General features: G+C 59.3%; 11 protein-coding genes. All 11 read left to right on the top strand.

What is annotated here, in order from left to right; translation table 11 throughout:
* The first annotated feature begins 28 nt into the window (after positions 1-28).
* Positions 29-1,132, top strand: a complete 1,104-nt coding sequence (locus tag ACFC20_RS10155) for an AI-2E family transporter (RefSeq protein WP_375192907.1) — start codon at positions 29-31, stop codon at positions 1,130-1,132.
* Between the two features lie 130 nt (positions 1,133-1,262).
* The gene (locus ACFC20_RS10150; protein ID WP_375192906.1) at positions 1,263-2,408 is read left to right on the top strand and encodes a zinc-binding dehydrogenase; all 1,146 of its coding nucleotides are present in this window, start codon (positions 1,263-1,265) and stop codon (positions 2,406-2,408) included.
* Positions 2,405-3,466 (top strand): proline racemase family protein, encoded by a 1,062-nt coding sequence (locus ACFC20_RS10145; RefSeq protein WP_375192905.1) that lies wholly within the window; start codon positions 2,405-2,407, stop codon positions 3,464-3,466. The genes ACFC20_RS10150 and ACFC20_RS10145 overlap by 4 nt, the downstream gene beginning before the upstream one ends.
* Positions 3,467-3,625: 159 nt before the next feature.
* Positions 3,626-5,275, top strand: coding sequence for an AMP-binding protein (locus tag ACFC20_RS10140; RefSeq protein WP_375192904.1), 1,650 nt, complete (start codon positions 3,626-3,628; stop codon positions 5,273-5,275).
* Complete coding sequence (locus tag ACFC20_RS10135; protein ID WP_375192903.1) at positions 5,272-5,697, top strand: PaaI family thioesterase; 426 nt, start codon at positions 5,272-5,274, stop codon at positions 5,695-5,697. The genes ACFC20_RS10140 and ACFC20_RS10135 overlap by 4 nt, the downstream gene beginning before the upstream one ends.
* 124 nt (positions 5,698-5,821) lie before the next feature.
* Positions 5,822-6,619 carry an alpha/beta fold hydrolase gene (locus tag ACFC20_RS10130; protein WP_375192902.1) on the top strand — a complete coding sequence of 266 codons (798 nt, stop codon included), beginning with the start codon at positions 5,822-5,824 and terminating at the stop codon, positions 6,617-6,619.
* A gap of 84 nt (positions 6,620-6,703) precedes the next feature.
* A complete protein-coding gene (locus ACFC20_RS10125; RefSeq protein WP_375192901.1) occupies positions 6,704-7,504 on the top strand; it encodes an ABC transporter ATP-binding protein in 801 nt (266 codons plus the stop codon).
* A complete protein-coding gene (locus tag ACFC20_RS10120; protein ID WP_375192900.1) occupies positions 7,501-8,223 on the top strand; it encodes an ABC transporter ATP-binding protein in 723 nt (240 codons plus the stop codon). Before ACFC20_RS10125 ends, ACFC20_RS10120 begins: the two co-directional genes overlap by 4 nt.
* Before the next feature lie 72 nt (positions 8,224-8,295).
* Positions 8,296-9,507, top strand: coding sequence for an ABC transporter substrate-binding protein (locus tag ACFC20_RS10115; protein ID WP_375192899.1), 1,212 nt, complete (start codon positions 8,296-8,298; stop codon positions 9,505-9,507).
* Positions 9,508-9,612: 105 nt separating this feature from the next.
* A complete protein-coding gene (locus tag ACFC20_RS10110; protein ID WP_375192898.1) occupies positions 9,613-10,500 on the top strand; it encodes a branched-chain amino acid ABC transporter permease in 888 nt (295 codons plus the stop codon).
* Positions 10,501-10,502: 2 nt separating this feature from the next.
* A complete protein-coding gene (locus ACFC20_RS10105; protein WP_091991235.1) occupies positions 10,503-11,498 on the top strand; it encodes a branched-chain amino acid ABC transporter permease in 996 nt (331 codons plus the stop codon).
* Positions 11,499-11,599: the final 101 nt, after the last annotated feature.

Genomic DNA, 11,599 nt, shown 5'->3' with positions numbered 1-11,599 from the left:
TTTCTTTCTATGGCAGACAGGATCCAGCATGGACGGCCAGACCCAAGACAACGAGCCGGCAGACGATAACAAACGCCCACTGATTTCCTCAGACCTCGCCACGCCCATCTATGGGTTGTTTGCGCTTGGCATTCTCTACACCCTGTACGTGGCTCACCAGATTGTCCTGCCTATCTTGCTTGCGGTTCTCACCAGCCTGTTGCTGTCGCCGCTGGTCAAAAAGGCCTACGTGAAATGGCGGGTGCCCAGGATGGTGAGTTCCCTGGTGTTCGTGTTGCTGGTGCTGGCCGGTATCGTGGGTATCACGGTGGCGGTCGCGACGCCGGCGCTCAAGTGGGCGGAGGAGGTGCCGCAGGGTATCTCGCGTCTGTTGGTTGGCGAGAGTGAGATAAGCCGCCAGATAGCCCGGGTTACGGAGTCTGCCGAGCAGGTAGAGAAGTCGGTGGAAGAACTGTCTGATTCGAAACAGCCGCAGCCCACCGCGGTGGTTCTGAAGACGGATTCCTGGCGCAGCCAGTTGATGAACAAGGTTCAGAACGGGGTTGCGGGGCTGGCGCTGGCGTTGGCGCTAACGTATTTCCTGTTGGTCAGCGGCGATCGGCTGATCAAGAACTTTGTGCGCCAACTGCCTGGCGACCAGCGCAAGACGGTGCTGCGCATCACTCACGATTCCCAGCATCAGATTGCCCAGTACCTGGGTGTGCTCGGTATGAGTAACCTGTCTGTTGGGACCATCACCGGCCTGATCTGCTGGGCGGTGGGGCTGCCGGACCCGGCAGTCTGGGGGCTGGTCGCCGGGCTTGCCCGATTCATTCCCTACCTTGGGGTGATCATTTCCATTTCCATGCTAGCGACCATTTCGGCCATCAGCCTGGACGAACTCTGGATGATGGCCATCGCCCCGCTGGGGTTTCTCGGGCTGACCACTCTCGTGGGGTTCTTCATTGAGCCGTGGATTCACGGTTTCCGCATGGCCATCAATCCGGTGATCATCTTTGTGTCCATCTTCTTCTGGGGCTGGCTCTGGGGGCCGGTGGGCGTGCTTCTGGCCGTTCCCCTGATGACCGTGATCCAGGTGGTGCTTAAACAGATCCCGAAACTAAGGCCGGTGTACAAGGTCATCGCGCGATAGCGGCAGCGAAAACCTGCGGGGCTTCGCCCGTTGGGTAATGGATACCCGTAACACGCACTGACACCTTCCTGAAACTCACCTATCCTCTCTGGATACCCACACTTCAGGACGCAGGGAGGATGATCAGCCCATGTATCCCACTACCATGAAAGCCATGGTTCTGACTGGTCACGGTGGTATCGACAAGCTCGAATACCAGGACGTGCCGGTGCCCGGCCCGGGGCCCGGTGAGGTGCTGGTTCAGGTAACCGCGACGGCGAAGAACAATACTGATCGCAAGGCGCGGGAGGGGCTGTATCCCACCAAAAAGGGTGAGATGACCTCGTTCCAGATGGGTGGCAAGCCCACGCTGGTTTTCCCGCGCATCCAGGGTGCCGATATCGCCGGTCGTATTGTTGCGGTTGGTGAGGGTGTGAACGAATCCCGGATTGGCGAGCGTGGCCTGCTGGACTTCAACATTTACGCCAACGAGCGTCGGGACATCAATCTCACACCGGATTATTATGGCCACGGCGCTGACGGTGGCTACGCCGAATACGTGGTGCTGCCTTCGGACCAGTTCCATCACATTCCCAATCCGGAACTGGCAGACGCCCAGGTAGCGGCCATGGGCATGTGTTCTTATCAGACTGCCATGCATATGCTTACATCTGCCGGCGTCAAGGCGGGAGAGCGTGTGCTGGTCACTGGTGCCAGTGGCGGCGTGGGTACCGCCCTGATTCAGCTCTGCCGCATCATGGGCGCCGTTCCCTATGCATTGAGCAAGCAGGATAAAGCCGAGCCACTGCTCAAGCTGGGTGCCGAGGCGGTTCTGGACCGTTCCGATATGGGCAGTTTCGTTGAACGGGTGAAGGAGGAAACCGGCGGCAAGCCCATCGACGCAGTGATGGATCTGGTGGGCGGCGAGATGACCGACGTCTTCATCGACACCATGATCTTCGATATGAACGCCCGCAATACCTACCCGCGCCTGAGCATTGCCGGCGCCAGTGGCGGCAACATCAGCGAGATCCTCTGGACCCGGATCTACCTCTACCAGGTACAGATCTTCGGTGTTTCCCATGGCACCCGGGAGGAGGCGGAACAACTGATGGCCTGGATCCGAGGCGGTCAGCTCAAACCGGTTCTGCACGGCGCCTTCCGGCTCTCCGACCTGCACCGGGCTGAAGAGTACTTTGTCGACCGGGGCAGCAACTATCTCGGCAAGATTGTGATTGTTCCCGACGCCCAGTGGGAAGAACACGGCCAGCCCTGGTCTCTGGAGAATGCCCGATGAAACCGGAACTGAGCATTCAATTGATGGACACCCACGCCGGCGGTGACGTCAGCCGGATTGTCACCGGCGGCATTGATCTGCTGCCCGGCGACACTGTGCGCGCGCAGATGGAGTATCTGCGAGACGATGCCGATGGCCTGCGCCGGCTGCTGCTGGAAGAGCCCTACGGGGTGCCGGAGATGTCTGTGGATCTGCTGGTGCCACCGACTGACCCCCGGGCGGCGGCCGGCTATATCATCATGGAAGTGATGGGCTATCCGATCTACTCGGGCTCCAATACCATCTGCACTGCAACGGCGGTGCTTGAGTTGGGGATCGTTGAAAAGCAGGAAGGCAAGCAGAACTTTCTGCTGGAATCCCCGGCTGGCCTGGTGCAGATCGAGGCGACCGTACACGACGGCGTAGTCGAGGCGATTACCTGCGAGGGCTTGCCGAGTTATATCCACACCTACAAAGCCACCATCGATGTACCGTCGCTGGGCGAGATTACCTACAGCGTTGCCTACAGCGGTGGCTTCTACGCCCTGGTGGATGCCTCCAGCCTCGGATTTGACCTCACACTGGACGAGGAGCGCAAGCTGGCAGAGACCGCCCACGCCATTGTCGAGGCCATCCAGGCGGAAGGCGGCTTCTCCCATTACACCCTCGGCGATGTGGGCCCGCTGCCGTTCCTGCACTTCATGGGGCCTGTCGAGCATGTGGCGGAGGGCTACTACCGCTCCCGGTCGGCCACCTATGTCCACCCTGGTGTTATTTGCCGCAGCACCACCGGCACCGGCACCTCTGCCCGCCTGGCGCTGATGAACTACGAGGGCAGTATCCGCCCTGGAGACAAGCTTGAAACCATCTCCCTGAGGGAAACCGGTTTTATCGGGGAGTTCACCTCGGTGGAGCAGGAAGGCGAGTACGAAGTGATCAAGAACAGTATCACCGGCAAAAGTTATGTCATCGCCCGCTCCGATATCGTGGTGAACTGCGACGACCCCATGGTGGAATGCGGCTCACTGCACCACATCCTGTCGAGCCGGCACACCAGCAAAATCACGCCGAAATCCTGAGCTCTGCCCCGGCGCGGCCGACCGGTCGCGTCGGTTTTCCTGCCTCATAAAACGCCGCTGATTACTTCCGTTTTGGTCTAAAGTTTACCTTTACGTAAAGTGAAGCCTGTGCTAAACCTTGACCCGTGCTTTCAATGACAAAAACAACAGGAGTTGAAAATGGGTCTTCCGGAATACACCGACGTTTATAACAACTTCGATCCTGCCGCTCTGGAAGCGGACATCCTGGATGGACGTCTGGATAGCGGGCTCAATGTGTGTCACGAAATCTGCGACAAGTGGGCGGATGACCCCAGCCGGGTCGCGCTCTACTACGAGAAAGAAGGTGGCGGCGATGGTGTATTGACCTTCGCGGAACTCAAAGAGGCGTCTGCTCGCTTCGCCAACTATCTGAAATCAAGAGGCATTGGTAAAGGCGATCGGGTTGCCGCCCTGTTGCCGCGCACACCGGAACTATTGATTGTGATTGCCGGTACCCTGCGCGCGGGCGCGGTTTATCAGCCGCTGTTCACAGCCTTTGGCTCCGGTGCCATTGAATACCGGTTCGAACGGGCCAGCACCAAGCTGGTGGTGACCAATCCGGAGAATTTTCCCAAGCTGAACGATGTGAAGGTGTGCCCTCCGGTGGTGGGCGTTAACGCCAGCCAGATCGACGCCGATATTCCTGATTTCGAAGAGACACTGGCGGCTCAGTCCAGCGAATTCGAGCCGGTGATGATTACCGGTGCCGATCCGTTCCTGCAGATGTTCACCTCAGGCACGGTGGGCAAGTCCAAGGGCGTGGCCGTGCCGGCCAAGGCGCTGCTGGCGTTCTACGTATACATGAAGTACGCCATCGACCTGCGCGACGACGACAAGTTCTGGAACGTGGCCGATCCGGGCTGGGCCTACGGCCTTTACTACGCCGTGGTGGGGCCGCTGCTGATGGGCCATGCCACCCACTTCAACCCGGGCGGTTTCACACCCGAAACCACCTACGACATGATTCGCAAGTACAAGATCACCAACCTGGCGGCGGCGCCCACGGCCTATCGCCTGCTCAAGGCGAACGATCATGTGCTGCCCGAGGGTGAGAATCTTGGTCTTCGTGTCGCAAGCAGTGCCGGTGAGCCCCTGAACCCGGAAGTGGTGAACTGGATCCGCAATCGTCATTTCTGCCCGGTGAAGGATCACTACGGCCAGACCGAAACCGGTATGACCTGCTGCAACTTCCACGGTCTTGAGCATCCGGTGCGCGCTGGCTCCATGGGTTATGCCTCGCCGGGCCACAAGGTGGTTGCACTCAACGAGAAGAACGAGGAAGTGGGCGAGGGTGAAGTTGGCCAGCTGGCGGTGGACGTGAAAGCCTCTCCGCTGTTCCATTTCGACGGCTACACCTGGGGTGAGAAAGACCCGTTCGTGAATGGTTACTACCTCACGGGCGATATGGTCATCAGCCATGGTGACGGCTGCTTCTCCTTCAGCGGGCGGGACGACGACATCATCACCACCGCCGGTTACCGTGTCGGTCCTGCGGATGTTGAAAGCACATTGCTCGAGCACGCGGCGGTAGCGGAATCCGGTGTGGTGGGCAAACCCGATGAAAAGCGCGGCTCCATCATCAAGGCCTATGTTGTGATCAAAGGCGACTACCCGGTTGGTGACGAACAGGCCCTGAAGGATGAGCTTCAGGAACTGGTTCGCCGGCGCCTGTCCACCCACGCCTTCCCCCGGGAAATCGAGTTCGTGGACGAGTTGCCGAAAACGCCCAGCGGCAAGATCCAGCGCTTTGTCCTGCGTAACCAGGCCAAGGACGAAGCGAGCGCATGATCATCACGTTCGAAGAACTGCAGGCCTTCCTGGATGAGCAGTTTCCGCAGGGGGCCGCCTACGGCACCCTGCAGAAGCTGGGAGACGGCTGGGCGGAAATGAAGCTTGAAGTGGATGAAGAGCACCTGCGGCCCGGCGGCACCGTTTCCGGGCCGGCCATGATGGGGCTGGCGGACGTGACCCTTTACGCGGCCCTGCTCAGCAAAATCGGGCTGGTACCGCTGGCGGTCACCACCAACCTCAACATCAATTTCCTGCGCAAGCCGGCGGCTCACAAGCCGATCTGGGCGAGGGCCACGATGCTGAAAGTGGGCCGGACCATGGGGGTAGGCGAGGTGTTTGTCTATTCTGAGGGTGGCGAGGAGCCGGTGGCTCATTCCACCATGACCTATTCGATTCCTCCGATGGATCGCCGGTCCTGAAATATAGTAAAAATACTATAATTAATTAGTATTAGCTTTATAGATACTTCTTGACCCTCTAGGGTGAGTCCCGCTAGATTCAGGGATAATTGAGTTTTACAACAATAATGCAAGAGTAGCCCAAGTGAACATTCGCGATTCCCTGGTGCCGGTAGGTGACGGGGTGGTACTGGAGGCAAGGCAGATTCTGCACGCGGATCCCCGGGGGCCGGTACTCGTGTTCCTGCACGAATCCCTGGGCAATATTGATCTGTGGCGCGCCTTTCCTGAAAAGCTCGCCCTGGCAACCGGATGCGATGCGCTGATCTACAACCGGCTTGGCTATGGCCAGTCGTCCAATGAGCACCTGCCGCGCCCCCACGACTATCTTGAGACTGCCGGCCACACCTGGCTGCCCCGGCTGCTCGATGCGCTGGATATCGAAAACGTGGTGCTGGTCGGTCACAGCGACGGCGGTTCCATCGGCCTGATCGCTGCTGCCGCCCTGGGGCAGCGGGCCAGGGCGCTGGTCACCATGGCGGCGCACATCTATTCCGATCCTCTGACCCGGGCCGGAATGGATGAGATGGCACGGCGATTCCGGGAAACCGATATCCGTGACCGGCTGCGGCGCTATCACGGCGACCGCACCGACGAGCTGTTTACCGCCTGGCAGACGGTCTGGCGCGACGAAGGTTTTCTGGCGGCCATGGGCTTCGGCCCGTGGCTCTCGGACATTCGCTGTCCGGCGCTGATTATCCAGGGGGAGAACGACGAATACGGCGTGCCTGAGCAGGTCACAGACATCGCAGCAGGTATCGGAACCAGCGCAGAGGCCCTGTTTATTGAGGGGGCCGGCCACTCGCCGCACCTGGAAAAGCAGGACGAGCTGGTGGACATTCTCTACGACTTTTTGTGCAGGGAAGTGCCGGGAATAAATTAAAATTAGATATTGACGTTTACGTATACGTCAATCTACTCTGTGAAGACGACAAAACGCACAACAATAACAAAGGTAAATTGGCTCATGAGTGAACAGTACGTTCTGGAGACCCGTAACCTTGTCAAAGAGTTCAAGGGCTTTGTTGCGGTCGACGACGTGAACCTGCAGGTTCAGAAAGGCCATATCCACGCCCTGATTGGCCCGAACGGTGCGGGCAAGACCACGGTGTTCAACCTGCTCACCAAGTTCCTCATTCCTACCCGGGGTCAGATTCTGTTCAAGGGCAAGGACATCACGCCCCTGAAATCGGCCGCCATCGCCCGCGAGGGCATTGTCCGTTCATTCCAGATTTCCGCGGTATTCCCGCACATGACGGCGCTCGAGAACATCCGGGTAGCACTGCAAACCTTTGAGGGCACCTCCTTCAGTTTCTGGAAATCCGGCAAATCCCTGAACAAGCTCAACCAGCGTTGCATGGAGTTGCTGGACTCCGTCGGCCTGGCTGAGTTTGCCAACACCACCACCGTAGAGCTGGCTTACGGCCGCAAGCGGGCACTGGAACTGGCCACCACCCTGGCCATGGAGCCGGAAATCCTGCTGCTCGATGAGCCGACCCAGGGCATGGGCTCGGAGGACGTGGACCGGGTGGTGGAGTTGGTGCGCAAGGCCGCTCACGGGCGCACAGTTCTGATGGTGGAGCATAACCTGAGCGTGGTCAGCAAGCTCTGTGATCGCATCACCGTGCTGGCCCAGGGCGCTGTGCTTACCGAAGGCGACTACGCTGCCGTATCTGCCGACCCGAAAGTCCGGGAAGTCTACATGGGCAGCGCTGGCAGCGGTGAACGCGGGTCCGCCGACAGTGAGCAGAAGGAGACGACACAATGAGCGCGAATCCGGATCGCGAATACGAGCAGTTGCGCCTGTCGGGCCTCCACGCGTTCTATGGCGAATCCCACATATTGCACGGCATCAACATGGTCGTGAACCGGGGTGAGCTGGTTACTTTGCTGGGCCGCAACGGCGCGGGCCGCAGCACTACCCTCAAGGCCATCATGAACATGGTGGGCCGCCGCACCGGCTCCATCATGATCAACGGTGAGGAGACCATGTCGTGTGCGCCTCACCACATTGCCAGGTTGGGTGTCGGGTATTGCCCCGAGCATCGGGGCATTTTTTCCTCACTCAGCGTGCAGGAAAACCTCACCCTGCCGCCGGTGGTACGCAGCGGCGGCATGAGCCTGGAAGAAATCTACAACATGTTCCCCAACCTGTACGAGCGCCGTTTCAGCCAGGGTACCAAGCTGTCCGGCGGTGAGCAGCAGATGCTGGCCATGGCACGCATTCTGCGCACCGGGGCGAACATGCTGTTGCTGGATGAAATCACCGAAGGCCTCGCCCCGGTGATTGTGGAGAAGCTGGGAGAGGTCCTGGTCGCGCTCAAGAAAAAGGGGCTGACCATTGTCCTGGTAGAGCAGAATTTCCACTTCGCAGCACCGCTTGCCGACCGCCATTACGTGGTGGAGCACGGTCAGATTGTGGAAGAAATCAGCGCCAATGAACTGAGTGCAAAGCAGTCGGTGCTGGATCGCTATTTGGGGGTCTGATCCCGGATAGAACGAAAGCAGGAAGAGCAACAATAACCCGAACCAACGCAAGACAGTAGCGGAGATACAACAATGACAATGATGAAAAAGCTTCTGACATCAGCCGTTGCATCAGCCATGATGGTGGGTGGCGCCCAGGCGGCAGTTTCCAACGACACGGTCAAGATCGGTTACCTGGCAGACATGTCCGGCACCTACCGCGATCTGGCCGGCCCCAATGGCCTGGCGGCCCTGAACATGGCCATCAAGGATTTCGGCGGTACGGTTAACGGTGCCAAGATTGAAGTGGTCAGCGCCGACGACCGTAACAGCCCGGACACCTCTTCCAGCACCGTTCGCCGCTGGGTGGAGAACGAAAATGTCGATCTGGTGGCCGGCATGGTGGCCTCCTCGGTTTCCATCGCGGTGAGCAAGATCCTCGAGGAAAACGACAAGCTGGGCATCATCTCAGGCTCCGCCGCCTCCAGCATCACTAACGAGCACTGCACCCCGAACCACATCCACTACGTGTACGACACCTATCCGCTGGCCAACGGTACCGCCAGTGCGGTGGTCAAGGAAGGTGGCAAGACCTGGTACATGCTGACCGCAGATTACGCCTTCGGTCACGCCCTGGAAGGGGACGTTCGCCGGGTGGTTGAGGCCAATGGCGGTGAAGTGATCGGTGCCGTGCGCCATCCGTTCCCGACCCAGGATTTCTCTTCCTTTATTCTCCAGGCCCAGGCTTCCGGCGCTGACGTCATCGGTCTGGCGAACGCCGGTGCCGACACCACTAATGCCATCACCACCGCCAGTGAGTTCGGTGTCACCCAGTCTGGCCAGACTCTGGCTGCCCTGCTGCTGTTCCTGACCGACGTTCATGCGCTTGGCGCGGAAACCGCCCAGGGCATTCAGCTGACTACCGGCTGGTACTGGGACATGAACGACGAGACCCGTGAGTGGTCTGATCGGTTCATGGAAGAAACCGGAGTCCGCCCGACCATGGTCCACGCCGGTATTTACTCCAGCACCATGCAGTACCTGAACGCCGTCAAGGCCACCGGTTCTGACGATGCCCAGACCGTTCGCAAGCAGATGATGGAAACCCCCATCAACGACATGTTTGCCAAGAACGGCAAGATCCGTGTCGACGGCCGTATGGTGCACGACATGTACCTGGCAGAAGTGAAGACACCGGCAGAGTCCTCTGGTGAGTGGGATCTGTACAAGATTCTGCGGACCATTCCGGCCGACGAAGCCTACCGTCCGCTTTCCGAGAGCAAGTGCAAGCTGGTCAAGAACTGAGACCAGCCTTCGGGCTCACCCGGCAACAGGGCAGGGTGAGCCCGTTCATCGACGATTTTGGAAAGAACAACAACCAACCCCTGTGCTGCTTCTGGAGTTAGCCCAATGTCCATGATTTTCGGCGTCCCTCTAGCTGTGCTCTCCGGTCAGCTCCTGATCGGAATCATCAATGGCGCCTTCTACGCCCTGCTGAGCCTTGGGCTCGCGGTCATCTTTGGTCTGCTGAAGATCATCAATTTTGCGCACGGCGCCATGTACATGCTGGGCGCCATGACCACGGTCCTGATGTTCGACTACCTCGGCGTCAACTACTGGGTAGCACTCCTGCTGGCGCCTCTGCTTGTTGGGGCATTCGGCGTTCTCATCGAATACTTCCTGTTGCGGCGTATTGCCGGGCAGGATCATATCTACAGCCTGCTGCTGACCTTCGGCGTGGCGCTGATCATTCAGGGCATACTCATCAACTGGTTCGGCGTCTCGGGCCTCCGGTACAGCATGCCTGATATGTTCCAGGGTGGCGTCAATCTCGGTTTCATGTTCCTGCCATACTACCGGGCATGGGTAATCGTCGCGGCGTTGCTGGTCTGCTTCGGCACCTGGTTCATGATTGAAAAAACCAAGCTGGGTGCCTACCTGCGTGCGGGTACCGAGGATTCACAGCTGATGCAGGGCTTTGGTATCAACGTGCCCCTGTTGATCAGCCTGACTTACGGCTTTGGCGTCGCGCTCGCCGCGTTTGCAGGCGTACTGGCCGCGCCCATCTACTCGGTGACGCCGGTCATGGGGTCGGCCACCCTGATCACCGTGTTTGCGGTGGTGGTAATTGGTGGCATGGGCTCCATCGGTGGCGCGATCATCACCGGTATTCTCATGGGGGTGATCGAAGGCCTGACCAAAACTTTCTACCCGCCGGCTTCCTCGGCGGTCATCTTCCTGGTCATGGTTCTGGTGCTGATGTTCCGGCCCAGTGGCCTGTTCGGTAAGGAGGCATAAGCATGAACCAGCCGACACAATCTACCGACATCCACAAGGCTATCGTGGAGCAGCAGGCGGCCCAGGATCGCAAGAAGATGATGCTCAACGGCGTCCTGTTGCTGCTGTTGCTGGCCGCGCCGTTTGCGATCTATCCGGTCTTCCTGATGAAGATCCTCTGTTTTGCCCTGTTTGCCGTGGCCTTCAACCTGCTGTTTGGCTTTACCGGCCTGCTCTCCTTCGGTCATGCAGCGTTCCTGGCCACCGGCGGCTACACCACCGGTTACCTGCTCAGTAACTACCCCGGACTGACCACCGAGATGGGAATCATCGCCGGTACGCTGGCAGCAACGGTTCTGGGCCTCGGCTTTGCGCTGCTGTCCATCCGCCGCCAGGGCATCTACTTTGCCATGGTGACCCTGGCCCTGGCGCAGCTGGTGTTCTTCTTCTTCGTGCAGTCGGAATTCACCGGCGGTGAGGACGGCATGCACGGTATTCCCCGGGGACACCTGCTCGGCTTCATCAACCTCGAAGATAACCTGAACATGTACTATTTTGTGTTGGCGGTCTTCATTGCCTGCTACCTGCTGGTACAGCGCACCGTCAACAGCCCATACGGCCAGGTGCTCAAGGCTATCAAGCAGAATGAACCCCGTGCGGTATCGCTGGGCTACAACGTGGACCGGTACAAGGTGCTCGCGTTTGTTATCTCAGCGGCGCTGGCCGGCCTTGCTGGTTCCATGAAGTCGGTGGTGTTCCAGCTTGCCTCCCTGAACGACGCGCACTGGCACATGTCGGGCGAGGTGATCCTGATGACGCTCGTGGGTGGCATGGGCACATTGCTGGGGCCTGTGGTGGGCGCCACCTTTGTGGTGAACATCGAGTACCAGCTTTCCCAGGGCGCGCTCCGGGACTGGGTGGATCCGATTCTCGGCGGCGTCTTCGTACTGACGGTACTGGCGTTCCGGAGCGGTATCGTGGGCGAAATCCAGAAGTTCATGAAGAAGAACCTGGGCTGAACCGTCGGCCCGGGGTAGTGCTCAACAGGCCTCCTTCTCAGGAGGCCTTTTTGGTGCGCCCGGCACGGGCGCACTCCTGGAGGTGCAAGTCCTCCCGTGAG

Origin of the sequence: Marinobacter sp., from assembly GCF_041984545.1 — a bacterium.
Lineage (GTDB): Bacteria > Pseudomonadota > Gammaproteobacteria > Pseudomonadales > Oleiphilaceae > Marinobacter.
The sequence above is the reverse complement of the archived record's forward strand: the minus strand, read 5'-3'. Positions and strand labels throughout refer to the sequence as shown.

What these genes read in the sequence shown, in the direction of transcription:
- ACFC20_RS10135 (WP_375192903.1), top strand. Translation starts at nt 5,272, where the DNA reads ATGATCATCACGTTCGAAGAACTGCAGGCCTTCCTGGATGAGCAGTTT.
- ACFC20_RS10155 (WP_375192907.1), top strand. Translation starts at nt 29, where the DNA reads ATGGACGGCCAGACCCAAGACAACGAGCCGGCAGACGATAACAAACGC.
- ACFC20_RS10115 (WP_375192899.1), top strand. Translation starts at nt 8,296, where the DNA reads ATGACAATGATGAAAAAGCTTCTGACATCAGCCGTTGCATCAGCCATG.
- ACFC20_RS10125 (WP_375192901.1), top strand. Translation starts at nt 6,704, where the DNA reads ATGAGTGAACAGTACGTTCTGGAGACCCGTAACCTTGTCAAAGAGTTC.
- ACFC20_RS10145 (WP_375192905.1), top strand. Translation starts at nt 2,405, where the DNA reads ATGAAACCGGAACTGAGCATTCAATTGATGGACACCCACGCCGGCGGT.
- ACFC20_RS10120 (WP_375192900.1), top strand. Translation starts at nt 7,501, where the DNA reads ATGAGCGCGAATCCGGATCGCGAATACGAGCAGTTGCGCCTGTCGGGC.
- ACFC20_RS10105 (WP_091991235.1), top strand. Translation starts at nt 10,503, where the DNA reads ATGAACCAGCCGACACAATCTACCGACATCCACAAGGCTATCGTGGAG.
- ACFC20_RS10150 (WP_375192906.1), top strand. Translation starts at nt 1,263, where the DNA reads ATGTATCCCACTACCATGAAAGCCATGGTTCTGACTGGTCACGGTGGT.
- ACFC20_RS10110 (WP_375192898.1), top strand. Translation starts at nt 9,613, where the DNA reads ATGTCCATGATTTTCGGCGTCCCTCTAGCTGTGCTCTCCGGTCAGCTC.
- ACFC20_RS10140 (WP_375192904.1), top strand. Translation starts at nt 3,626, where the DNA reads ATGGGTCTTCCGGAATACACCGACGTTTATAACAACTTCGATCCTGCC.